This is a genomic window from Streptacidiphilus jeojiense (assembly GCF_000719095.1).
Classification (GTDB): domain Bacteria; phylum Actinomycetota; class Actinomycetes; order Streptomycetales; family Streptomycetaceae; genus Streptacidiphilus; species Streptacidiphilus jeojiensis.
The window spans coordinates 22,510-45,082 of record NZ_JOEH01000015.1 but is presented as its reverse complement, the minus strand read 5'-3'; the positions used below and the strand labels follow the sequence as shown (position 1 = coordinate 45,082).

The 22,573-nt window shown below is 73.0% G+C and carries 18 protein-coding genes; 7 read left to right on the top strand and 11 right to left on the bottom strand.

Going from position 1 to position 22,573, the window contains the following annotated elements:
* Positions 1-413 precede the first annotated feature (413 nt).
* Positions 414-2,504, bottom strand: a complete 2,091-nt coding sequence (locus IF29_RS0120400) for an RICIN domain-containing protein (protein ID WP_084714658.1) — start codon at positions 2,502-2,504, stop codon at positions 414-416.
* Positions 2,505-2,703: 199 nt separating this feature from the next.
* Positions 2,704-3,534 carry a LysR substrate-binding domain-containing protein gene (locus IF29_RS0120395; protein ID WP_030256898.1) on the bottom strand — a complete coding sequence of 277 codons (831 nt, stop codon included), beginning with the start codon at positions 3,532-3,534 and terminating at the stop codon, positions 2,704-2,706.
* 58 nt (positions 3,535-3,592) lie between these two features.
* On the opposite strand from IF29_RS0120395, the gene IF29_RS0120390 reads away from it, so the two are divergent.
* Both IF29_RS0120390 and IF29_RS0120385 read left to right on the top strand, forming a co-directional pair.
* On the top strand, positions 3,593-4,000 hold the full coding sequence (locus tag IF29_RS0120390; protein ID WP_030256895.1) for a DUF5997 family protein: 408 nt from the start codon (positions 3,593-3,595) through the stop codon (positions 3,998-4,000).
* 254 nt (positions 4,001-4,254) lie between these two features.
* On the top strand, positions 4,255-5,610 hold the full coding sequence (locus IF29_RS0120385) for a ricin-type beta-trefoil lectin domain protein (protein ID WP_084714656.1): 1,356 nt from the start codon (positions 4,255-4,257) through the stop codon (positions 5,608-5,610).
* A gap of 98 nt (positions 5,611-5,708) precedes the next feature.
* Here IF29_RS0120385 and IF29_RS0120380 read toward each other — a convergent pair whose 3' ends face one another.
* The 3 genes from IF29_RS0120380 to IF29_RS42210 are packed head-to-tail and all read right to left on the bottom strand — an operon-like array spanning position 5,709 to position 8,101.
* The gene (locus IF29_RS0120380; RefSeq protein WP_030256890.1) at positions 5,709-6,611 is read right to left on the bottom strand and encodes an NAD(+)/NADH kinase; all 903 of its coding nucleotides are present in this window, start codon (positions 6,609-6,611) and stop codon (positions 5,709-5,711) included.
* A complete protein-coding gene (locus IF29_RS0120375; protein WP_030256886.1) occupies positions 6,608-7,600 on the bottom strand; it encodes an SPFH domain-containing protein in 993 nt (330 codons plus the stop codon). The genes IF29_RS0120380 and IF29_RS0120375 overlap by 4 nt, the downstream gene beginning before the upstream one ends.
* A 51-nt stretch (positions 7,601-7,651) precedes the next feature.
* Positions 7,652-8,101 carry a BlaI/MecI/CopY family transcriptional regulator gene (locus IF29_RS42210; protein WP_051725566.1) on the bottom strand — a complete coding sequence of 150 codons (450 nt, stop codon included), beginning with the start codon at positions 8,099-8,101 and terminating at the stop codon, positions 7,652-7,654.
* An 81-nt stretch (positions 8,102-8,182) separates the two neighbouring features.
* Here IF29_RS42210 and IF29_RS45120 point away from each other — a divergent pair, with 81 nt between their 5' ends.
* Both IF29_RS45120 and IF29_RS0120360 read left to right on the top strand, forming a co-directional pair.
* Entirely contained in the window at positions 8,183-8,524 is a 342-nt protein-coding gene (locus IF29_RS45120) for a hypothetical protein (RefSeq protein ID WP_084714654.1), read from the top strand.
* A 126-nt stretch (positions 8,525-8,650) separates the two neighbouring features.
* Positions 8,651-10,219 (top strand): Na+/H+ antiporter, encoded by a 1,569-nt coding sequence (locus IF29_RS0120360; RefSeq protein ID WP_030256881.1) that lies wholly within the window; start codon positions 8,651-8,653, stop codon positions 10,217-10,219.
* Positions 10,220-10,238: 19 nt separating this feature from the next.
* On the opposite strand, the gene IF29_RS0120355 is transcribed toward IF29_RS0120360, so the two are convergent.
* Positions 10,239-11,738, bottom strand: coding sequence for a glycosyltransferase family 39 protein (locus tag IF29_RS0120355; RefSeq protein ID WP_030256879.1), 1,500 nt, complete (start codon positions 11,736-11,738; stop codon positions 10,239-10,241).
* Between the two features lie 227 nt (positions 11,739-11,965).
* Between IF29_RS0120355 and IF29_RS42200 the strand changes: the two genes are divergently transcribed.
* Complete coding sequence (locus IF29_RS42200) at positions 11,966-12,718, top strand: SCO2400 family protein (RefSeq protein ID WP_157623840.1); 753 nt, start codon at positions 11,966-11,968, stop codon at positions 12,716-12,718.
* A gap of 9 nt (positions 12,719-12,727) precedes the next feature.
* Here the strand turns inward: IF29_RS42200 and IF29_RS0120345 are convergent, their stop codons facing one another.
* Both IF29_RS0120345 and IF29_RS0120340 read right to left on the bottom strand, forming a co-directional pair.
* Entirely contained in the window at positions 12,728-13,645 is a 918-nt protein-coding gene (locus IF29_RS0120345) for a LysR family transcriptional regulator (protein WP_030256876.1), read from the bottom strand.
* Between the two features lie 30 nt (positions 13,646-13,675).
* Positions 13,676-16,840: a glycoside hydrolase family 2 TIM barrel-domain containing protein gene (locus IF29_RS0120340; RefSeq protein ID WP_030256875.1), complete on the bottom strand. Its 3,165-nt coding sequence runs from the start codon at positions 16,838-16,840 to the stop codon at positions 13,676-13,678.
* A 225-nt stretch (positions 16,841-17,065) separates the two neighbouring features.
* Here IF29_RS0120340 and IF29_RS0120335 point away from each other — a divergent pair, with 225 nt between their 5' ends.
* Complete coding sequence (locus IF29_RS0120335) at positions 17,066-17,662, top strand: TetR/AcrR family transcriptional regulator (RefSeq protein ID WP_030256872.1); 597 nt, start codon at positions 17,066-17,068, stop codon at positions 17,660-17,662.
* Between the two features lie 18 nt (positions 17,663-17,680).
* On the opposite strand, the gene IF29_RS0120330 is transcribed toward IF29_RS0120335, so the two are convergent.
* The 3 genes from IF29_RS0120330 to IF29_RS0120320 are packed head-to-tail and all read right to left on the bottom strand — an operon-like array spanning position 17,681 to position 21,203.
* Positions 17,681-19,957 (bottom strand): FtsX-like permease family protein, encoded by a 2,277-nt coding sequence (locus IF29_RS0120330; RefSeq protein ID WP_030256870.1) that lies wholly within the window; start codon positions 19,955-19,957, stop codon positions 17,681-17,683.
* On the bottom strand, positions 19,957-20,679 hold the full coding sequence (locus IF29_RS0120325; RefSeq protein WP_051725565.1) for an ABC transporter ATP-binding protein: 723 nt from the start codon (positions 20,677-20,679) through the stop codon (positions 19,957-19,959). The genes IF29_RS0120330 and IF29_RS0120325 overlap by 1 nt, the downstream gene beginning before the upstream one ends.
* On the bottom strand, positions 20,676-21,203 hold the full coding sequence (locus IF29_RS0120320) for a PadR family transcriptional regulator (RefSeq protein WP_030256867.1): 528 nt from the start codon (positions 21,201-21,203) through the stop codon (positions 20,676-20,678). Before IF29_RS0120320 ends, IF29_RS0120325 begins: the two co-directional genes overlap by 4 nt.
* A gap of 136 nt (positions 21,204-21,339) precedes the next feature.
* Here IF29_RS0120320 and IF29_RS0120315 point away from each other — a divergent pair, with 136 nt between their 5' ends.
* Entirely contained in the window at positions 21,340-22,554 is a 1,215-nt protein-coding gene (locus IF29_RS0120315; protein WP_030256865.1) for an aminotransferase-like domain-containing protein, read from the top strand.
* Positions 22,555-22,573: the final 19 nt, after the last annotated feature.

The following is a 22,573-nucleotide window of genomic DNA, read 5'->3' as shown; positions in this document are numbered from 1 at the left end:
CGGCGGGGCGGGCGAGCGGGGGGTGCGGCACACGCAGGGGGAGTGCCGCGGGTGGGGTGGGGCGGATGGGTGGCGCAGATGGGTGGCGCAGAGGGGGTGGAGCGGGCGAAGCTGGGGGCGGGCAGGCGCCGGCGAAGGTCCTGGGGGTGGTGCGGCTCCAAGCGCGGAGCACCGGCCCGTACCTGCGGGGTTCGCCGTCCGCAGTCCGCTGGTGGCGGTGGTCGGCTGATCAGGTTCTTACGTTGTACCCGTGGTACGGCGGTCGCGTCAATGGCCTGTCCGACATCCCGCCGTCGCCTCTTCGTAACACTGCGCCGGAGGCCGCCCCGGGGCGTGCGGGAGCCCGGCGGCGGGCCGTGCACGGCCCGCCGCCTCGACTGCTCCTGCTGGTCACGCTGCTGGTGGTGCGACGGCTACTGGATGCCTTCCTTGACCAGGAGCCACTGCTGGCAGTTGTAGCCGGTGGACGCCCACTGGTCGGCGATGGCACCGTCGGCCGTGGAGTTCGCGTAGATCTCCAACAGCTTGCTGCTGTTGGCGTTGGTCCAGGTCGCGTACCCGGAGTCGGTCGGCGTCAGGGTCCAGCGCTGGGAGGCCGAGCCGCTGGAGGCGTTCTGCACCACCGCGGCGCCGTTGGCGGTGGAGGCCCCGCTCACGGTCAGCAGCTTCCCGCTGTTGAGGTTGGTCAGCGTGTAGCCGCCGGCGGAGGCGGCGCTGATCCGCCAGGTCTGGGTGGGGTTGTTCGTGTCCCCCCACTGGCCTGCCGGCGCGCTCTCGGTGGTCAGCGCGGAGGTGATCTCCAGGTCCTTCGCGCTGTTGCGGTTGACCAGCTTGAACTCCCCGTCCGCGGCGACCCCGGCCTGGTAGACGTCGATGGCGTCGAGCTCCGCGTAGCTGCCGTTGTACCCGAAGGTGATCGTGTTGGACCCGGCGTTCAGGGTCGCGGTGAACTGCGCCCAGCCGTAGCGGTTCCAGTCGACGGTGGCCGGATAGCTCACCGTGGTGGCCGTGCCCCCGTTCACGCTCACGGTCTGGCTGCTGGTGGCGCCGCTGCCGTTGTCGTAGCGGACGTTCACCGTGTAGGTCCCCGCGGTGGGGACGTTGACGTGGGTGAACGCGACCTTGCTGTCGGAGTAGTTGATGTAGCCCACCTTGCTGCCGTTGTCCGCGTCGACCTGGGTGACCACGGAGGCGTCGGTCAGGGTGGCCCGTTCGGCCTCGTAGTGGTGGGCGTTGAGCGGGACGGAACCGACCCGGATGTCGTTGTACGTGGTGGTCAGGTTCTCCACGTCGGTCGCCTGGTACAACGTGTTCCCGTCCACGCTGGTGTCGAAGGCCTGGGCGAATCCGGCGAAGTAGCCGCCCTGGGTGTCACTGGCGTCGTAGGTCACCGCGTACGGCAGCCGCTCCCAGGGCCCCTGGCCGAGGTTGTAGTTGACGTAGAAGTTCTGGCCGCCGCTGATGTTCCCGGAGGAGTCCAGGGCCCACTTGGCGGAGACCACGACCATGCCGTTGGGCCCGCCGCCGGCCACCCACTTCACGAAGGGCGAGGAGCCGAGCCCCCGGCCGTTGGCCAGCTTGATCGGAGTGCCCAGGTCGGAGGCGGTCCAGGTGATGCCGTCGTCGGAGAACTTGTAGTACACCACCGCGGTGTTCAGCGTCGTCGAGGGGCGGTTGACCACCTCGTAGGTCGCCATGTACTTGCCGTTGGGCAGCGCGGTGACGGTGATCATGCCGGGGCGGTCGCTGTCGTTGGCGATCGCGGTGACGTTGCCCTCCGCGCCCCAGGTGGCCCCGCCGTCGGTGGACACGTGGTAGGAGACCGCCTGCAGGATGCCGCTCGCCTTCTGCCGTTCGTCGGAGAAGTAGCACACCAGCGCCCCGGCCGAGTCCAGGCCGAGCGAGGGCTCCCAGACCGCGGTCGTGGTCGAGGTCGCGCTCGGGTCGTAGACGGCGGGGCCGCCGCTGTCCACGGTGCTCAGGTAGGACCAGGTGGCGCCGTGGTCGGTGCTCTTGTAGACCACGATCCGGGTGCTGGACTTGTCCGACGGCATGATGTTCCCCGCCAGCAGCAGCGTCCCGGCCGCGAGACCGCCGGTGGCCTGCGGCACCTCGTACAACGACGGCTGCGAGGTCTTGATCAGCGTGGAGAAGTCGTTCCCCGGCACCACGTCGCTGAGGTGCGTCCAGGTCGCGCCGTTGTCGCTGCTGGAGTAGATCGGGTACACCTGCTTGCCGTTCACCCAGACCAGCTGGTCGTAGGTCACCAGGATGCGCCCGTTGGCGGTGCCGCTGTGCTTCAGTACGACGATCTTCGCGTAGGTCGTCCCGGCCGGGTCGAAGGAGCTGCCGGCGGCGGGGGAGTACACCAGCGAGCCGTTGCCGGTGGTCACGGCGTGCGCGGTGCCGGGCGCGGCGACCAGCGCCAGGCAGGACAGCAGCAGGAGCAGGGCCCGGAGGGCGGCACGCCCCGGGCGGCGGGGCGGACGTTCGAGCAGGCGCATACGACATCCTCGGTGGGTGGGTGGAGCACGGTGGGACCGCACTGCGGGAGCGGCGGGCGGCATCACGCGCCGGCCGCGCCGAAGGGGGCGTGCGGGCGGGGATCACCCGCTGCACGCCATGCGGTGCCATCGTTGTACCTACCGGCCTGCCCGGCGTCAATAGAACGGACCTGTGGTCCTGCCCCGGCCCGTTCCGGGGTCAGGAGCGGCGCTGCGGCTTGCCGCGCTTGCCGGGCTTCGGCTTCCCGCCCTTACCGGCGCCGGAGCCCGAGCCGCCGCCGGTGCGCGGACGTCCGCCACCGGTCCTGGCCGTCCCGCCCTTCTGCCCGCGCCGGTCGCCCGCCTTGGCTCCTGCCTTGTCGCCCGCCTTGTCGCCCGCCTTGGTGCGCTGCTGCTTGGGCTGCGGCGCGGTCTCGCCCGCGCGGCCCCGGGTGCTGTTGACCGTCCGGCCGCGGACGATGCCGATGAACTCCTCCACCAGGTCCGTGGTCCGGTCCTCCGGCCAGGCGAGCGCCACCTGCGACTGGGGCGCGTCGGTGACCGGGCGGTAGGTCAGGTCCTTGCGGTGGTGCAGCCGGGCGAGCGACTGCGGGACGACCAGGACCCCGATCCCCGCGGCCACCAGCTGGACCGCGTCCGCCGTCGTGGCCGGGCGCTCCTTGGCGGGCACCCCGGGACGCCGCTCCCACTCCAGGACGTCGTCCAGGGGGTGCAGCACGATCTCCTCGGCCAGCTCGGCGGCGGTCAGCTCGGCCGCCTCGGTCAGCCGGTGCTCCTTGGGGACCACGACCACCGTGGTCTCGGTGTAGAGCGGGATGGCGCTGAGGACGGTCCGGTCGACCGGGAGCCGGACCAGCCCGGCGTCCGCGCCGCCCTGCCGCAGGGTCGGGTCGCCCTCGGCCGCGGGCAGTCCCACCAGGGTGAGCGGGACCTGCGGCAGCCGCTCGTTCCAGACCTTCACCCACTTGGTGGGGGTCACTCCGGGAACGTATGCGAGCCGGAACGGCGAGGTCACCTGCGTCTCTGTCACGGAGCCAGGCTACCGGCCGTGACCTGGACAGGCTCCCGCGCTGGTTACCCTTGACCCCATGACGACGCTCAAGCCGAAGACCCCCCAGACGATGAAGCCCGCGACCGCGGCGAAGAAACTGGGTGTCCACCTCCAGGCCACTCCTGCGGAATTCCAGGAGGGCGTCGTCTCCCGCGACGAGCTCAACGCCCTGCAGGCCGATCCGCCGCAGTGGCTGGCGGACCTGCGCCGCAACGGTCCGCACCCCAGGCCGGTGGTCGCCGACAAGCTGGGCGTCTCCATCTCGGGGCTGGCCCGCGGCGGCATCACCGAGGCGCTCACCACCGAGCAGATCGACGAGCTGAAGGCCGCCGCCCCGGAGTGGCTGCAGCGCGAGCGCGCCACCCAGGCGGAGGTGCGCAAGGAGACCGTGCGCATCAAGGAGAAGCACAAGCAGGAGGCGGCCAAGCAGCGGGACCGCGGCTGATCCGCAGCCCCACCCTCACGGCGCCGGCGTCGGCGTGTCGGCGCCGGTCCTCGTACCCGGATGCCACTCCGCCGTCCGGCGGAGACCATTCTGTGACACAGGCATTGACGCGTGTGCATGCCAAGGTCGATAGTTCCAAGAGATCCTTGTGAGAGCGCTCTCACTGCGGCACTCCCCTGCCGCCGCTGTTTCGGAACCGTGCCGGAGCTCCCGTCCCCACACGGCAGTTCGCGGCGCACTCTTGGGAGTTGTAGATGACCGGTACACACGCACGAAGCCCGCGCTCCCCACGGCGTGGGCTCTCCCTGCTCCGCTTCCTGCGCCGGACCCGCTCCGCCGTGCTGCTGGCGACGATCGCGCTGGTCGCGGCGTACATGACCTTCCCCAGTGCCGCCAACGCGGTCACCGTGCCCGCGCCGCCCGCGGGTTGGACCACGGCGTTCAGCGACAGCTTCGCCGGTGCGTCCGGCAGCGCGCCGTCGTCCTCGAACTGGATCTACGACACCGGCCCCGGGTCGAACTTCGGGACCGGCGAGATCGAGACCATGACCAACTCGACCAGCAACGTCCACCTCGACGGCAGCGGTCACCTGGACATCACCGCGATCAACAACGGCGGCAACTGGACCTCGGGCCGGATCCAGACGCCGAGCGCCAACGTCGGCGCGCCGGCCGGCGGCAAGCTGCAGGTCACCGCGTCGATCCAGCAGCCCAACCCGGGCAGCGGCCTCGGCTACTGGCCGGCGTTCTGGATGCTGGGCCCGGGCCAGTGGCCCGAGAACGGCGAGGTCGACATCATGGAGGACGTCAACGCCCTCTCCCAGGTGGCCGGGACGATCCACTGCGGCACCTACCCCGGCGGGGTGTGCAACGAGGGCAACGGCATCGGCAGCGGGCTGCGCGCCTGCTCCGGCTGCCAGACCGGATACCACACCTACTCGATGATCCTGGACCGCACCAACACCTCGGCCGAGACCATCACCTGGTACCTCGACGGCGCGCAGTACTTCAGCGTGAGTGAGAGTCAGGTCGGCGCCTCGACCTGGCAGGCGGCCTTCGACCACAACCTGTCGATCATCTTCGACCTGGCCATCGGCGGCGGATTCCCCAACGGCGTCTGCGGCTGCACCACCCCGACCTCGGCCACCAGCTCCGGTGCCACCATGAGCGTCGGCTACGTCGCGGCCTACACCACCACCGGAGGCGGCACCACGCCGCCGCCCACCGGCGGCAGCGCCGTCACCGGCTACAACGGCCTGTGCCTGGACGACCGTTCGGCCAGCACCGCCAACTTCAACCCGGTCCAGGTCTACACCTGCAACGGCACCGCCGCGCAGCAGTGGACCTACGTCGCGGCCGGTACCACCCTGCACGTCCTGGGCAAGTGCCTGGACGTCAACGGCGGCGGCACGGCCAACGGTACGCTCGTGGATCTCTACGACTGCAACAACACCGGGTCCCAGGTCTGGATCCACGAGTCCAACGGGGAGTACTACAACCCGCAGTCCAACAGGTGCCTGGACGACACCGGGTACGGCGGCTCCGGCACCCAGGTGCAGATCTGGGACTGCGCCGGCAGCGCCAACCAGCTGTGGTCACTGCCGGCCTGACGTCACGACAGTTGTGACCCCCAGTCAGCAGTGAAGGAACCATGACGGCCGGCGTCCCACCGGGAAACGGTGGGCGTCGGCCGTCCTGGCCGAGGGGCTCAGCCGAGCAGCCGCAGTCGGGTCGTGGCGACTCCGAGGTGGACCACCTGGCCCCAGGTCAGCTCCAGGGCGTCGGACTCGATGCCGTCGCCGAAGGCGACCAGGCGGTCGGACTCCACGGTGAGCGAGAGCCGCTGCTCCCCGGCCAGCAGGCCCTGGACCTGGTCGGTGCCGGTGGTGGGGGAGGGCCAGGCCTCGCGGACGAACCAGGCCAGTGCCGGGTCGTCGGGTGCCGGCAGCCGGAGCGGGCTCTGCCGCTCCAGCCAGGCGGAACGGCACCAGCCGGTGGCCCCGGTGCCGGTGCCGACCAGGACGCCGGAGCTGGCCTGCGGCTCCGGCGCCTCGCCGGTCGCGGTCCCGAGCCGGTAGCGGGCGGTCTGGTGGCCGGGCTGGCCCAGGTAGATCTCGTTCAGGGCCAGCAGCCGCTGGGTGTCGTCAGCCACCGCCTCCACCATGGTGCGCTGCTCCAGCCGCGCCTCCAGCCCGGGCTCGACGGCGGCCCGCAGCAGCTTGGCTGCGTCGGCGGCGCGGTGCCGGACCAGCACGCCCGGGTTGCGGCCGGGTTCGGCGTCGATGCCCAGCACCGGCTGTCCGGCCAGGTACTTGGCGGCGTTGGCGACCAGCCCGTCCTGGCCGACGACCACCACGACGTCGTCGGGGGCGAACAGGAAGCGGGACAGGTCGGTGCGCTCCACCCGGGCGTGCCGCCAGTCCGCCGGGACCGCGCCGGCGACCTGGGCCAGCGCGGCCTCGGCCAGCCGGTGCCGCCGCTCGACCTCACCGATCTCCCGGCCCCGGGTGCGCAGGAAGAACTCGGCCTGCCCCCGGGTGCTGTGACGGTCGATCAACTCCTGGTACTCGGTGCGCCGGTGGACCAGGACGGCGCGCGGGGCCAGGCTCACCGCGCCAGCCTGCCGAGCAGGTCGGTGAGCAGGTCCGGGGTGAGCGTCAGATGGTCCACCTTGGGCAGGTTCCCGGCCAGCTCCATCAGCGCCAGGGCGTGCAGCACGGCCGGGTCGACCTGCTGGTGCGCGGCCAGCCGGTCCGCCTCGGCGGCGGCGGTGGCGGCGCCGATGGTCCGGACCGCCTCGGCCTCGGCGGTGGCCAGGGTGGTGCGCCGGTCGGCCTCGGAGCCGGTGCGGACGGCCGCGGCGGCTGCCTCCTCCTCGGCCAGGCGGCGCGCGTTGGCGCCCTGCTGGGCCACCAACTGCTCCTCGCGGCGGGCCAGTTCGATCCTGCTCTCCAGCTCGTTCTCGGAGATGGCGCGCTCGTTCTCGACGGCGACGGCGCGGCGCTCGAAGGTGGCCCGGTCCGCCTCCTGCTGGATCTGCTCGCGGGCGGGGGTGCGCAGCGCCCGTTCCACCTCGGGCTCGGGGCGCAGCGCGACCACCCGTACCGCGATGACCTCCAGGCCGGTCTCGGCCAGCCGGGGCTCGGCGGCCAGCCCCTCGGCCATCCGGGTGCGCACCGAGGCGACCCCGTCGACCAGGGCCTCGGCCAGGGCGGTGCGGGCCAGCAGGTGCAGCGCGTGCTGCTGGGCGGTCTCGGTGAGCAGCGAGCCGATCTGCTCCAGTGGCGCGGCCCGCCACACCCCGGTGTCCGGGTCGATGCCGAAGTCCAGCCGGGTGGCGGCGGCCGCCGGGTCGGTGATCCGGAAGGTCACCGTGGCCTGCACGGTCACGTCCTGGAAGTCGGCGGTGCGGCCGTGGAACAGCATGGCCAGCTCGCGGTCGTCGACGGGTACCTCGGAGAGCGCGGCGACCAGCGGCCGGAACCAGAAGGCGATGCCGGCGCCCTCGTGGGCGATCTCGCCGCGGCGCAGGTGGCGGATGTGCGAGGTGGGTGCGGCGCGCAGGTGTCGCAGCCCGAAGCGCTTGTTGATGTCGGCCATGGCAGGCCCCCCTTGTCGTCAGATAGACGATATCGGGTAACCCAGTTATCGTCAAGGTGACCAAATGGGCTGGTGGGGCGGCTCGGACAGCTCGGGCAGCCCGGACAGATCGCCGCCCAGCAGCATCCGCAGCACCTGCTCGTCGTCGGCCGACAGTGACGCGACGAAGCGGGACAGCACGGCCGCCCGGTCCGGATCGGACTCCAGCTCCCGGCGCATCCGGCGGGCCGTCAGCCCGTGGGCGTCGGTGACCGGTGCGTAGGCGAAGGCCCGGCCGCGCTTGTCGCGCGTCAGCAGACCCTTGTCGTGCATCCGGGAGAGCACGGTCACCACCGTGGAGTAGGCCAGGGTGTCGCCGAGCCGCCGCAGCACCTCTCCCGGGACCAGTGGCTCCCGCGCTGCCAGCAGCAGCTCCAGGACCTCGGCCTCCAGTGTCCCCAGGGGTCTGCGCCCACCCGCGCCCCCGCTGTCGCCCCCGCCATTCACCTGTCGGTTCCTCATCGTCTACAGTCCACTAGAACTTCTACGAGTCCGTAGAAGCTGAGTCTGCCACGCCGCCAACCGTGACCCCGGAGCAAGGCCATGCCCGACATACCCAGCAACCGAAGCGGCTCCACCGGAACGCGCGGCTCCACCGGGTCACGCGCGGCGGGCGGCCCGCGCGGACCCCAGGGGCCGGGTGGCGTCAACGGACCCCAGGGCCCGGGCGGGCCGGGCGGCCAGGGTGGATCACGTCGGGCCGACGGCCGCGGTCGGGGTCCCGCACCCCGGCAGGCCGCCGCGCCCGCACCGCGCGGTGCCCGCGCCTTCGTGGTCCGGGTCGGCCAGCTCTCGGTGCTGGCGCTGGTCGTGCTGCCCTTCGCGCTGATCGTCGGCGGCGGGCTGCTCGCCCTGGTGGTCGTGCTGCTGACCAGCTTCGGCTGACCGGACAGGACGGGCCCCGTAAGGGGCGCGATAAGGTTGCGGTGGTGTGCCGGGAAGTCTGGTCGGCCCGGGGACGGACCGCGCGTTTCGCCGCGGTGGCCCCGGTGGTGAGCCGGAGTTCCCGAAATGCGCGCAGTGGGCACGATCCTCGTCCTGGTGGTCCTGGCGACCGTCGTGGCCACGGGTGCGCGCCGCTGGCGCATCCCGGCCCCCTCACTGCTGGTCCTGGCCGGGCTGGGGGTGGCCCTGGTACCGGGCACGCCGCCGCTGCACATCGCCCCGCAGACCATCGCGCTGGTGGTGCTGCCACCGCTGCTGTACGCCTCGGCCGAGGAACTGTCGATGCGCGACCTGCGGCTGGTGTGGCGGCCGGTGACGGTGCTGGCGCTGGGCCTGGTGCTGGCCTCCGCCGCGGCGGTCGGGGCGCTGGCGATCGCGGTGACCGGGCTGCCGGTGCCGATGGCGTTCGTGCTGGGGGCCGTGCTGGCCAGCACCGACCCGGTCGCGGTCACCGCGCTGGGCCGACGGTTGGCGCTGCCGGGCCGGGTGCAGGTGCTGGTGCAGGCCGAGAGCCTGTTCAACGACGCCACCTCGCTGGTGCTGTTCAAGGTCGCGGTGGGGGTGGCGGTCGCCGGTACCGCGGTGGACTGGCCGCACGCCGGGGGTGAGTTCCTGCTGCTGGCCGGCGGCGGCAGCGCGGTGGGCGCGGCGGTGGCGGCCGGGGTGGCGGTGGTGCGGCGGCGCACCGCCGACCCGGTGCTGGAGACGGTGATCGCCCTGGTCACCCCCTACAGCGCCTATGTGCTGGCGGAGAGCGTGCACACCTCGGGGGTGACCGCCGTGGTGGTGGCCGGCGTGGTGCTGGGACGGTCGGGGCACAAGCTGAGCGACGCCAGGATCAGGCTCCAGCTGCAGGCGGTGTACGGGGTCGTGGTCTTCCTGCTGGAGAGCGTGGTCTTCGCCATCGTCGGCCTGGAACTGCCCACGCTGGTACGGGAGCTGCCTGGCGGCACCGGCTGGTGGCCGCTGCAGGCGCTGGCCGTCGCCGCGCTGCTGATCGCGCTGCGGATCCTCTGGGTGCTGCCGCTGACCTCGGTGGTCAAACCGGTCGGCGGCACCGCCTCCTGGCGGGTGGCGGCGGTGGTGACCTGGGCCGGGACCCGCGGGGTGATGCCGCTGGCGGCCGCACTGTCGATCCCGCTGGTCGCCGCCGACGGCACCGAACTGCCCGGACGCTCGCTGGTGCTGGTGCTGACCACCGCCGTGGTGGTGGCCACCCTGGTCGCGCAGGGGCTGAGCCTGGCGCCGCTGGTGAACCGCTCCGGCATCGCGCTGGAGCCCGAGCACACGGCGCGCGAGGAGGCCTGGACCCGGCGGCGGCTGGCCGGTGTCGGCCTTGAGCACCTGGACCAGCTCGCCGACCTCGACGCCGCCCCCACCGCCGCGCTGGAGCAGGCCCGGCGCGCGCTGGACGCCCGGCTCCAGCACGACCAGCAGGAGGCCGGCGAACAGGGCCAGGGCGGGGGCGCCGGCTCGGTGCTGGCGGCCTACCGGCAGATCCGCCGCGAGGTGATAGCCCTTCAGGGCGGCGAGCTCCGGCGCCTGTACGAGGACCACCAGATCAGCGACACCACCCGGCGCCACCTCCAGTACGACCTGGACCGCGAGGAGTCCGCACTCGCCGAGGGGCCGTGAGAGCGGTACTGACCGGCCGTCAGGAGTAGTGCCGCAGCCGCTTCCAGAGATCCGGCCAGGGCAGCAGCCGATCGCGGCAGACCAGGACCTGCTTGTGCTGCTCCTGGTTGTCCAGGCCGCGGCCGTTGTCGATCCGGGCGGCCAGGGTGCAGCTGCCCCAGTAGCCGGTCAGCTGGTCCGGTTCGAAGCCGACCATGATCGAGGGGCCGTCGCCGGAGGGGGTGCCGAAGTCGGCGTAGCCGTCGTGGTCGGCGTACGGGGTGGGCAGGCCGAGCGGGCGGCCGTAGTGGTCCAGGGCCCCGGCCTCGCCGTAGTTCTCGGCGATCAGGGTGGCGCCGGAGCGGTCGGCGGCCGTCGGCAGCGCCCGGTACACCCCGGCGACGGTGGCGGTCAGGTCGGGCCAGCCGACGGTCTCGCCGTTCTCCGCGTTCAACGGCTGCACCAGGTGGTAGGTCGACACCGGCACCACGGGCAGCGCGGCGACCACCTCCACCAGCGAGAACACCACCCCCAGCACCGCCGCGAGCAGCACCGTGCCGGTGTGCCGCGCGGTCCGCGCCCGGTCCGGACGCCACAGCCAGTCCACCGCGGCCACCGAGCCCGCGGCCAGCAGCAGCGGGGCCCAGCCGGTCGCGTAGTAGGGCTTGCCGCCGGTGAGCAGCACCAGGGCCAGCGTCACCGGATAGCCCACCGCGAGCAGCCGGTACCCGTCGAACTCCCGGCGGCGGGCCAGGGCCCACCAGCCGGCGATCCACAGCAGCGGGAAGGACGCCTCGAACTGGAACGGCAGCAGCTGCACCCGCTCGGAGTTCGAGGAGATCTGCCGGGCCATGGTCAGCTGCGGCCAGCCGTGCCGCCACTGCCAGATCAGGTCGGGAGCCCAGATCAGCAGGGCGATCACGGCTCCCGCGTACAGCAGCGGACTGCGGAACAGCGCCCTCGGTCCCACCGCCGCCGCGCTCAGCACCAGCGCCAGGGCCAGCAGCGCCACCAGGTTGTTGACGAGCAGTCCGACCCCGGCGGCGGGTCCGGCGAGCAGCCAGAGCCGGTCGTCGCGGGTCCGCAGCCAGCGCAGCACCAGCCAGAGCAGCAGTGCCCAGACGCACAGGTCCACCCCGGAGGTGACGAAGAGGTGGCCGCTCACCAGCACCAGCGCCGAGAGCGCGGTGGCGACCGCGGCCAGCAGCTGGGAACGGCGGCTGCGCCGGGCGTCCGGCCCGGCCAACTCCCTGGCGCACAGCGCCGCGAGGAACACCGTGCAGAGCGCCACCAGCAGCGGCAGGGTCCGCAGCGCCCGCACCGAGTCGCCCAGCACCGCGGTGTCCAGCCGGACCAGTAGCGGCACCAGTGGCGGCTGGTCGGCGTAGCCCCAGGCCGGATGGTGGCCCGCCACCATGAAGTACAGCTCGTCGCGGTGGTATCCGTAGCGCCCGGCGGTGGCCTCCAGCAGCGCGGCCAGTACGGCCAGCACGGGCAGGACCTGGCGCCAGGCAATCCGTGGGAGCTGGACGGCCGCCATGGCGCGAGTGTGGCATGCGCGGTGCGGCCCGGACACCCCTCGAACGGTGCGGAACCGCGACGGACCGGTCGGTGGTGACGCACGGTCCGGGTGGGTGGACGGAGAGTTCGTACACCGTTTCTGCGCATAAATCACACACAAGTCCACTGTTCGATCATGTCCAGATCACCCTAGGCTGCGGGGATACCTTCTGGGCCGCAGGCTCAGCATCCTGCACGGAAGACCAAATGAACTACTGCTCGACGTGTCGGCGCCGGCTCAACGGCGCGCTGAACTGCCCTGGATGCGGCCGTCCCGCCGAGGAGTTGGCGCCGGAGGCGGTCGCCGGCGAGCAGGCCGCGCCGGACCGCCCGGCGGGTGACGGCCCCGGGGGCGACCGGCCCACGGCGGAACTGGTGATCCGGGAGCCCACCGCCGTCGCCCTGTACGGCGAGCTCTCGCCCGGGGACGGGCTCGAACCGCTGGTCCCGCTCGCCGCCCCCGCCCGCGGGCGCCGCCGCAACCGCTCCCGCGGCAGCCGGATGCTGGCGTTGAGCACGGTGGGCATCCTGGCCGTCGGCGGTCTCGGGGTGCTCGCCCTGACCACCGACAACGCCACCGCCCCGGCGACGCCGGGCGCCTCCAGCGCTCCGGCCACCGGTATCGCCGACCCGCAGACCTCGGCCTCGGCGGGCGACGGGAGCACCGGTGGCGCCGCCGGCGCCTCGTCCTCGGATCCGGCCTCGACCAGTCGCTCCGCGTCCGCGTCGGCCTCGGCGAGCCCCAGCGCCAGTTCCTCGTCGGCGCAGGCCTCGGCCTCGCACGCGGCAGCCGGCGGGTCCTCGCCCTCGCGGTCGGCCGCCAGCTCGGCGCCCGCGTCCGCCTCCGCCTCTCCGTCGGCCACCTCCTCCGCGGCCGCCTCCACCTCCCCCTCGGCCAGCCCCAAGCCGTCGGCCTCGGCCAGCTGCACCAGCCAGTTCCTGTGGTGGTGCACCAGCTGACGTACCGGGTCAGCGGCTGCGGTGCGGGTCGAAGTCGGGCAGCCAGGCCCCGGGGTCGTCCAGTCCGAGGCTGCCGACGCCGGCGGTGAGGGCGTCGACCGCGGCCAGCACCGCGGCGCGGGTCTCGTCGGCCCGCCGGACCAGGGACCAGGTCCAGTACGGCGCCGGGTCGGTCACCGGGCGGCGGACCAGATCCGGCGGCAGTGGCGCGGTCTGGCCCTTGGGCGAGTTGATGACGGGCCGTCGGCTGCGGCGGACGTGGTCGAAGAAGGCCGGGCCGGTGATCCCGCCGTCCCGGGTCCGCACCGCCCGGGCGCCGGTGTCGCGGGCCAACTGCTCGGCGTAGACGTTCCAGGACGACCAGGAGACGGTGTCGTCGTCCACCAGCACGGCGGTGGCGCGGGCCGGGACCGGGCCGGTGTCGTCGCCGACCGCGACCGCGTGCAGCCGGTCCGCGCCGATGAGCCGGGCCCGCAGGCCGTGCCGCTCCAGGTCCTCGTCGCGCACCCAGCACACCGCCAGGTCCAGACTGCCGTCGGCGACCCGGGCCGCCTGCGCGTGCGAGGGCGCCACCCAGGGGTCGACGTGCAGCTGGGCCACCCCGAGCAGACGGGCGGACAGGTCCGGCGGCAGCCAGTTGACGAACCCGAGCCGCACCGGTTCGGAGCCGGACAGCTCGGCGGCGCGGCGCCGCAGACCGTCGGCCCGTTCCAGCAGGTCCCGGGCCAGCGGCAGCAGGGCCGCGCCGTCCGCGGTGATCCGGACCGAGCGGCGGTCGCGGTCGAACAGCCGCACCCCCAGGTCCTGTTCCAACGACTTGATCTGCTGGGACAGCGACGGCCCGGCGATCAGCAGCTTCGCGGCGGCCCGCCCGAAGTTCAGCTCCTCGGCGACCGCCACGAAGTAGCGCAGCTGGCGCAGTTCCATTCCGCCGATGCTACGTCCGGCGCGGACCGCTCAGCTCACCGGCACGCTGAGGGTGCTGATCCGCTGGGCGGCGTCGGCTGCCGCCGGGTCGGCGGCGGCCAGGTCCAGCCGCAGCCGGGAGCCGCGGACCGGGTCGAAGGTGATCACGGTGGGCGCGTCGGAGGCGGTGGCCCAGCTGACCGAGGCCCCGCCCACCGGGACGTAGCGGTAGCCGTTCCAGACCGAGACGGTGACCCCGGCCGGCCGCGAGTGCACCGCGTCCACGGTGAACGACACCTCGACCCGGTCGAAGGTCTGCGGCCCCGCGTAGCTGAGGGACACCCAGCTCGCGGGCCCGGCACCGGAGAAGGCCGGCAGCAGCGCGGTGGCGCTCTTGGCGTAGTAGTTCGACCAGCCGGTCGCCGGGTTGCCGTCCAGCATCGCGGCGGGGACCGTGCTGGGCGAACCGGAGTAGCCCGCGTCCGCCAGCGGGTACACCGGCGCGGCCGGCCCCGGGTCCGGGACCAGTGCGGTCGGCGGGGTGACCGGCGCCGCGCCGACGCCGGTGGCGTGCACCAGGGCGCTGCCGGGGTGCAGCCCGGCCGAGGAGGCGCTGACGGCGAGCGTCCCCGGACGGGTGCCGGAGCGGACGACGGCGAGCGCCTTGCCGTGGAACGCGGCCCGGGTGCTGGCCTGGTAGCGCTCGGCGCTCTCCGGCCGGCCGCTGTCCACTCCGGCCAGCGAGCCGCCGCTGACCTGGAAGCGGATCAGGTTGTCCGCGCCGGGGACCACCGTTCCGTGCGCGTCCACGATCTCCGCGGTGACGTAGACCAGTGAGCGGCCGTCGGCGTCCACCGCGGTGCGGTCCGGGGTGAGCCGGACGGCGTGTGCGGCGTCGGCGGTGTGCAGCAGGTCGGTGGCGACGGTCCGGCCGCCGTGCCGGGCCACCGCCTTGAGCTCGCCCGGCGCGAACGGCACCTTCCAGGTCAGGTGCAGCTTGCCGGCGCTGCCGTTGGGGCTGGTGTAACTGCCGGGGTAGGGACCACCGGTGACGGTCCGGTCGTCCCCGGTGGGTTCGGTGGTCTCCAGGTAGCTGCGGCCGTCGGTGGTGGTCTTGACGTCGAAGCTGCGCACCCCGAGTGACCTGCCGTTGAGGTAGAGCTCCACGCTCTCGGTGTTGGCGTAGGCCCACACCTCGACGGTGTCGCCGGGCCGGTGGCCGGTCCAGTCCATCGGCACCAGGTGGACCATCGGCTCGCTGCTCCACTGGCTGCGGAACAGGTGGTAGGCGTCCTTGGGGAAGCCCGCGGTGTCGACCGCGCCGAAGAAGGAGGACTTGACCGGGAAGACGTCGTACGGGGTCGGCTCGCCGATGTAGTCCGTCCCGGACCAGAGGAACTGACCGGCGAAGTAGCGCCGGTCCCGGTCCTTCTTGAGGCCGTACTCGCCGCTGATGGTCCAGGAGGCCAGGTTGTTGTCGTAGGAGGAGGTCTCCCGGCGTCCGGGGGAGTAGTTCTCGCCGGTGTTGAGCTGGTCCGGCTGCTGGTAGAAGCCGCGGGTGGAGGTCTCCGAGGAGGACTCCGACTCGAACAGGAACAGGTGCGGGTAGCGGGCGTGCAGGGCGTCCACCGAGGCGGCGGTGTTGTAGTTGAGCCCCAGCCCGTCCAGCTTGGCGAGCATCAGGTCGGCGGCCGAGCCGACGGCCGGCAGGCTGCGGTACTTGTCGGAGCCGATCACGATCGGCCGGCTGTCGTCCAGCGCCCTGATGTCGTCGATCAGCCGCTGCCCCATCGCCAGCCCGGCGGTGCTGGTGGAGTCGGGGATCTCGTTGCCGATCGACCACATCAGCACGGCCGGGGAGTTGCGGTTGGCCAGCACCATCTCGGAGATGTCCGCGTCGGAGTACTGGTCGAAGAAGCGGTGGTAGTCGTAGGTGTTCTTGCCGGTGTGCCAGCAGTCGAAGGCCTCCACCATCATCAGGATGCCCAACTGCTCGCAGACCGCGACCATCTCCGGCGAGGGCGGGTTGTGGGAGGTGCGGAAGGCGTTGACGCCCATGCTCTTCATGATGCCCATCTGCCGGAGCAGGGCGTCGGAGTTGATGGCGGACCCGAGCGCGCCCTGGTCGTGGTGCAGGTCGACGCCCTGGAGCTTGGCGTACTTCCCGTTCAGGGAAAGGCCGTTGTCCGGGTCGACGGTGGCGTGGCGGATGCCGAAGGGGGTGCGGTAGCTGTCGGTGGTCGCCCCGCCGACCCGCAGCTCGGTCTCCAGGGTGTAGCGCCGGGGGGAGTCGAAGGACCACAACTGCGGCTTGGCGACGGCGATCTCCTGGGTGGCCGTCGCGGTCGCGCCCGCGTTCGCTCCGGTGCCGGAGCCCGCCGCGACCTGCACCGTCGAGCTGCTGCGGCCGGCCACCCGGCCCTCCGGGTCCTTGACCGTGGACAGGACGGTGACCTGCTGCGGGGTGCCCGAGTCGTTCACGACGGTGGTCTGCGCCCGCACCGTCGCGGTTCCGGAGGCGAGGGTGTCGGCGAGGCCCGGCGTGGTCACGTAGGTGCCCCAACGCTGGACGTGCACCGGGTCGGTGACGACCAGTCGGGCATGGCGGAAGATGCCGCTGCCGGAGTACCAGCGGCTGCTGGGCAGTTGGTTCTGGACCTTGACGGCGATGGTGTCGACCGTGCTGCCGTCGGTGTGCACCAGGTCGGTGATGTCCAGGGCGAAGCCGGTGTAGCCGTAGGGGTGGTTGCCCACCAGGGTGCCGTTGCAGTAGACGTACGAGTCCATGTAGACGCCGTCGAACTCCACCGAGATCCGCTTGCCGGCCAGTTCGGACGGCAGAGTGAAGCTGCGCCGGTACCAGCCGAGGCCGCCGGGAAGGAAGCCGGTGCCGCTGCTGGTGCCGGAGGCGGTGGTGGGGGTGAGTTCGATGCTCCAGTCGTGCGGCACGGCGACGGTGCGCCAGGCCGAGTCGTCGTACCCGGGCGCGGCCGCCCCGGCGTAGGCGCCGGTCGGGTCGGTCGCCGCGGCCGGGTTGACCAGGACGAAGCGCCAGTCGTCGGCCAGTTCGACGGTCCGGCCGCCCGAGGCGCGGGACGGGGTGGCGGAGACGGCGGCTGAGGCCGAGGCCGCAAGGGCGGGCAGGCCCCCGGCGACCGTCCCGGCCACCGAACCGACCGCACCTGCTACTAGGACTGATCTACGAGTGATCGCCACGGCGATCCCCTCTCCCGAGAGTCGGCGGCTCTGTTGAGTGAGGGGCGGTGGCCAGGCAGGCATGGTGGTGCCAACGGATCAGAAACGAACACGATCAACCACTGAACCCCCACTGTGCACCAGATTCTGACAGCGTTCGACGTACACCCGTCAAGGGTCGTGCACCGTGTTCCTCGGGGCACCGCGGTCACCTGGGAGGATGGCGGCACCTGGGAGGATGGAGCCATGGCAGAGCAGCAGCGCCCCGTGGGCCGGCGGCGCAGGGATCCGCAGTGGACCTACGACGTCCTGGTGGACGCGCTGCTGTCGCTGGTGACCGAGGAGAACCGGATCCCCACCGGCAAGGCGATCGCCGAGCGGGCCGGGGTGTCCGAGCGCAGCGTCTTCGTGCACTTCGCCGACCGGGAGGCGCTCTACGAGGCGGGCGCGCTGCGGCAGGCCGCGCGCTGGAAGGCGCTGGCCGAGCGGGTCCCGTCCGGGTGGACGACCAGCCGCAAGGTGGTGGCGCTGATGCGGCAGCGCGAGCGGATGTACGAGCTGATGACGCCGATCCGGCTGATCGGGCTGGGCCTGGAGCCGGAGTCGCCGGGGCTGCGCCGGGTGATGGCCCAGGGCGACCGGTGGTTCCGGGACGATCTGGCGGCGACCTTCGCCCCGGAACTGGCCGGGGTCCGTGGCGCCGGAGGAGCCGGCGGCCTGCTGGACGCCCTGGACGCGGCCGCCTCCTGGGCGTCCTGGAACCATCTGCGGGCCCGCCGGGGCCTGTCCGCCGCCCACGCCCGGCGGGCGGTCACCCGGACGCTGCTGGCCCTGCTGGGCTGACCCCGGCGGGGACGGCCACTACTCGAACTGCGCGTTCGAGGGCGCGGTCATCCGGCCCAGCAGCGGCAGTGCGGTCAGGATCGCGGCCACCGAGGCCAGCAGCCCCACGCCCATCAGGGCGAAGTAGGTACCGTCCGGCGGGGCGAGGTGGGCCCGCTGCGGCACCAGGGCCAGTACCAGCGGCAGTGAGGTGCCGAAGCCGATCAGGGCGGCCACCACCGTCGCGGTGAGCAGCGGCAGCATCGACTCCAGCACCACCACCCGGTACAGCGTCGGGGTCGGCGTGCCGCTCAGCCGCAGCAGGGTGAACGGCCGCCGGCGCTCGACCAGGCTCCCGCCGACGGACACCGCCAGGCTGCAGCCCGCCACCAGGACGGTCAGGCCGACCAGCACCTCGATGACCCGTTCCGCCGCCCGGAGTTCGCCCGCCCGGGCGTCGCCGACCTCGCCGAAGGTCTGCGGGGGCTGGGTCACGCCGTTGGCCGACAGGTAGGTGGACAGCAGGGTGCGGATCTGTTCCAGGGTTCCGGCGTTGTCCACCCGGACCAGCACGGTCTGCAGGTCCAGCGCCGAGAGGTCGATCGAACCGGTGGTGCTGGCGGCGGTCACCAGCGGCAACTGCCGTTCCAGCGACAGCAGGTTGTCGTCGAACAGGGCCGAGAACTGCGCCTTGACGTCCTGGGCGCCCGGCGCGCACCGGCCGATCGCGCTGACGGCCGCCAGGTCGGCGCAGGCGGCGATCTGTGCGCCGCGTCCGCCGGCGCCACCGGCGTCCGAGTAGATCGGTACGACGGAGACTCCCGGGAACGAGCGCAGTCGTCCCAGCAGCGCCGCCGCGGTCTGCGGCGGCAGGCCGGCGGTGCTCGTCGTGCGGTCCTTCGTGTGGTCCTGGGCGCCGGTGGCGAAACCGGCCTGCAGCACATGGGTCAGCGACCCGGCGGACCCGGCGTTCTGCCCGGCGACCACGGACGGCACCAGGCCGCCGATGGCGGTGCCGACCAGCACGGCCAGGACCAGCCCGCTCACCGCGCGGAAGGCGGCCTTGGGGTTGTCCGCCAGCCGTCGGGCGGCCAGCAGCGAGGCGGGCCCCTTGACGAACCTGGCGACGACCCGGGCGACCTGCATGGTGAGCCAGGAGCCGCTCAGGATCAGCCCGACCATGATCAGCAGCACCCCGAGCTCGGCCAGCGCCAGCGCCGAACTGCTGGGCCCGCTCGTCGACTTGTTCTGGAAACCGAGCACCGCCAGCGGCCCCACGTAGATCACCAGGCCGAGCAGCAGCGGTGCCAGCCGCCAGGCTCCGGGCGGTGGCGGCGTGGCCCGACGGCTGGTCCCCAGCGGGGAGATCCGCACCCGCCGCAGCGACCAGAGCGCGGCCAGCGCCGAGGCCAGCGGCACGACGAGGACCACGGCGGCGTAGTCGGCCGCCGAGGGGTCCACCACGGCGGGGAAGAACCGCGAGCCGGTGACGGCCAGGTCGTCGACGGGGGTGCGGAGCAGCTGGAACACGGCGATGCCCAGCAGGGTGCCCAGCAGTGCCCCGAGGGCGGAGTCCACCGACGCGATCACATTGATCTGCCGGGGTGTGGCGCCGACCAGCCGCATCGCCGCGTAGCGCTCCTCGCGCCGGGCGGCGGCGAGCCGGGTGGCGGTGCTGATCAGGATCAGCAGCGGGAACATCACCGCGATGGAGCCCAGGCCGAAGCCGTACTTGTAGACGTTGGAGGTGCTGATGTCGCTGTGCGCGGTGCTGACCCGGGTGACGTACTCGGTGCCCGAATCGGCGGCCAGCTGCGCCGGGGTGTGGCCGACGACCACCACCAGCTCGTCCGGTCCGGAGAGCGCGGCGTCACCGGCCAGGCCGGCCTGGGTGCCGGGGAAACGGTCGCCGAGCTGGTCGGCGGGGACCGTCCGGAGCAGTGCGGCCAGCGCCGGCGAGACGACGAACTGCCCGGCGGCGGGCAACTGCTGGAGGCCGGGGACGACCGGTTCGGCCGAGCCCAGGGCCGCCACGTCCAGCCGCTCGATCGTCCGGCCGCGGAAGTAGTCGTCACTGAGGTTCCACAGTGCGCCGGTGCCGGGCAGCGCCGTGCCGGCGGACTGCCCGGCGTTCAGCGGGGTCCCGTGGGTGCACTCCCAGCAGGGGCGGTCCAGCAGGGTCTGGTAGCCGTTGTAGTCGGCGAGGATGGACAGCACCACCGCGACGCCCAGGGCGACGGCGGCGACGATGGCGGCGAGGCGCACCAGCGCCTCCCGGCCGCCCTGCAGGGAGAGCCGCAGGCCGAGACGGAACATCAGCGGCCGCCTTCCACCGGATAGGGGCTGGTCACCAGGCCGTCGCGGACCATGACCTCGCGGTCGGCGTAGGCGGCGACCCGGGCGTCATGGGTCACCAGGACCACGGTGGTGCCCTCGGCCCGGGCCAGGTCGGTCAGCAGGTCCATGGCGCGCTCGCCGGTGAGTGAGTCCAGCGAGCCGGTCGGCTCGTCCGCGAACAGCACCCTGGGGTGGATCACCAGGGCCCGGGCTATCGCGACCCGTTGGGCCTGGCCGCCGGAGAGCTCGCCGGTGCGCCGGCCGCCCAGTCCGTCCAGCTCCAGCCGGGTCAGCCACTCGTCGGCCCTGCGGTAGGCGTCCTTACGGTCGTCCCGGTTGAACAGCAGCGGCAGGGCGATATTGTCGGCCACCGTCAACTCCGGTACCAGCTGGCCGAACTGGAACACGAAGCCGAAGGAGGTGCGGCGCAGCTCGGTGCGCCTGCTCTCGCTCAGCCGGTCCAGCCGTCCGCCGTCGAACCACACTTCACCGCGGTCCGGCGGGAAGATCCCGGCCAGGCAGTGCAGCAGCGTCGACTTGCCGGAACCGCTGGGGCCCATCACCGCCACGATCTCGCCCGCGTCGACGGACAGTTCGGCCCCGCGCAGCGCCGGGGTGCTGCCGAAGGAGCGGTGCAGGTCCCGGGCCCGGAGCAGCGGGCCCTTGGCCGTGGGGACGGCGGGGAGGTCCGCGGCGCTCATGAGGCAGCCACCAGATCCGCCAGGGAGGTCAGTCGGGCGGCGGTGAGGTCGATCCAGCGCAGGTCGGCCTCCAGATGGAACAGCCGGTGGTCGGCGAGCAGCGCGTCGACCGGGTCGCTGCTGCGCCGAAGCGTCGTCAGTTCCCGCATCCGCTGCAGGTGCGAGGCGCGCTGCCGGTCGAGGTAGCCCTCGGCGTCGCGTCCCAGCATCAGCGCCAGCACGACCTTGACGAACAGCACGGTCTGCAGGTTGGGGTCGCTGTCCACCGGCTCGGCCAGCCAGGACTCCACCTCGGCCCGTCCGGTCGGGGTGATCGCGTACCGCCTGCGGTCCGGACCGCTGCCGGACTCGCTCTCCCCGGCGACCACCTTGCCGTCGCGGGCCAGCCGGCCGAGGGTCGAGTAGACCTGGCCCGGGGGCAGCGGCTTGCCCCGGACGAAGTAGGTGTCGTAGTCGCGCTTGAGGTCGTATCCATGGCTCGGCTCACGGTCGAGCAGCCCCAACAGGGTCAGTGGAACACTCATGCGGCCACGGTACGCCGGGGATAGATACCGCGTCTATACACTCGGTATCTATTGCTCGATTCCTGGCATGCCGCGCTGCCGACCGCATCGTGAAATCCCCCCGAGCGGTGGGGCGGGCCTTCGTAGGGTGGCGGGCATGACGACTCCTGCCGAGACCCGCGCCGCCGAAGCTCCGGCCCCCGTTCCTGCTCTTGCCGCCCGCACCGCGGAGGTCGGCGGGTCACCGGTCCGGGAGATCCTGGCGCTGACCGCCCGCCCCGAGGTGATCTCCTTCGCGGGCGGCCTGCCCGCTCCCGAGCTGTTCGACGCGGAGGGCATCCGCGCGGCCTACGACGCGGTGCTGCGGGAGTCGCCGCGGCGGGTGCTGCAGTACTCGACCACCGAGGGCGACCCGTCGCTGCGCGCGACCGTCGCGGACCGGCTCACCACCCGCGGCCTGCCCACCGGGCCGGAGGACCTGCTGATCACCGGCGGCTCGCAGCAGGGGCTCTCGCTGCTGGCCACGGCCCTGCTGGAGCCCGGCGACACCGTCCTGGTCGAGGACCCGACCTACCTGGCCGCGCTGCAGTGCTTCGCCCTGGCCGGCGCGCGCATCGTCCCGGTGCCGACCGACGCCGACGGCATCCTCCCGGACGCGTTGGACGCCCTGGTCGCGGCGGAGCGTCCCAAACTGCTGTACCTGGTGCCCAACTTCCAGAACCCGACCGGCCGGACGCTGCCACTGGCACGCAGGCGGGCGGTCGCGGAGGTGGCGGCACGGCGCGGGCTCTGGATCGTCGAGGACGACCCGTACGGCGAACTGCGCTTCGCCGGCGAACCGGTGCAGTGGATCTCGGGCTGCGCTGGTGCCGAGGACCGCACGGTGCTGCTGAGCAGCTTCTCCAAGGTGATGGCCCCCGGACTGCGGCTCGGCTGGCTGCGCGGCCCGGCCGCGCTCCGGCGCGCCTGCGTGATCGCCAAGCAGGCCGCCGACCTGCACACCTCCACGGTCGACCAGGCCGCCGCGGCCCGCTACCTCGCCGACCGCGACCTGGACGCCCACCTCGCCACCGTCCGCGACGCCTACCGCGAGCGCCGTGACGCCCTGCTCGCCGGACTGGCGGACGCACTCCCGCCCGGCAGCAGCTGGAACCGCCCCGACGGCGGCATGTTCCTCTGGGCCAGCCTCCCCGCCGGCCATGACGCGACCGCGCTGCTCCGGCAGGCGATCGCCCACAACGTGGCCTACGTCCCCGGCGCCCCCTTCTTCGCCGGCCGGCCCGACCCGGCGACGCTGCGGCTGTCGTTCACCACGCACACACCCGCGGAGATCGCGGACGGGCTGCTGCGGCTGGGGAAGGCCCTCGGCTGACGGGGGAGGGGGAGGGGGT

Excerpts from the sequence above, each read along its gene's own strand:
- IF29_RS0120400 (WP_084714658.1), bottom strand. The coding sequence starts at position 2,504 with ATGCGCCTGCTCGAACGTCCGCCCCGCCGCCCGGGGCGTGCCGCCCTC.
- IF29_RS0120390 (WP_030256895.1), top strand. The coding sequence starts at position 3,593 with ATGACGACGCTCAAGCCGAAGACCCCCCAGACGATGAAGCCCGCGACC.
- IF29_RS0120385 (WP_084714656.1), top strand. The coding sequence starts at position 4,255 with ATGACCGGTACACACGCACGAAGCCCGCGCTCCCCACGGCGTGGGCTC.
- IF29_RS0120375 (WP_030256886.1), bottom strand. The coding sequence starts at position 7,600 with ATGGCCGACATCAACAAGCGCTTCGGGCTGCGACACCTGCGCGCCGCA.
- IF29_RS42210 (WP_051725566.1), bottom strand. The coding sequence starts at position 8,101 with ATGAGGAACCGACAGGTGAATGGCGGGGGCGACAGCGGGGGCGCGGGT.
- IF29_RS45120 (WP_084714654.1), top strand. The coding sequence starts at position 8,183 with ATGCCCGACATACCCAGCAACCGAAGCGGCTCCACCGGAACGCGCGGC.
- IF29_RS0120360 (WP_030256881.1), top strand. The coding sequence starts at position 8,651 with ATGCGCGCAGTGGGCACGATCCTCGTCCTGGTGGTCCTGGCGACCGTC.
- IF29_RS0120355 (WP_030256879.1), bottom strand. The coding sequence starts at position 11,738 with ATGGCGGCCGTCCAGCTCCCACGGATTGCCTGGCGCCAGGTCCTGCCC.
- IF29_RS42200 (WP_157623840.1), top strand. The coding sequence starts at position 11,966 with ATGAACTACTGCTCGACGTGTCGGCGCCGGCTCAACGGCGCGCTGAAC.
- IF29_RS0120345 (WP_030256876.1), bottom strand. The coding sequence starts at position 13,645 with ATGGAACTGCGCCAGCTGCGCTACTTCGTGGCGGTCGCCGAGGAGCTG.
- IF29_RS0120335 (WP_030256872.1), top strand. The coding sequence starts at position 17,066 with ATGGCAGAGCAGCAGCGCCCCGTGGGCCGGCGGCGCAGGGATCCGCAG.
- IF29_RS0120330 (WP_030256870.1), bottom strand. The coding sequence starts at position 19,957 with ATGTTCCGTCTCGGCCTGCGGCTCTCCCTGCAGGGCGGCCGGGAGGCG.
- IF29_RS0120325 (WP_051725565.1), bottom strand. The coding sequence starts at position 20,679 with ATGAGCGCCGCGGACCTCCCCGCCGTCCCCACGGCCAAGGGCCCGCTG.
- IF29_RS0120320 (WP_030256867.1), bottom strand. The coding sequence starts at position 21,203 with ATGAGTGTTCCACTGACCCTGTTGGGGCTGCTCGACCGTGAGCCGAGC.
- IF29_RS0120315 (WP_030256865.1), top strand. The coding sequence starts at position 21,340 with ATGACGACTCCTGCCGAGACCCGCGCCGCCGAAGCTCCGGCCCCCGTT.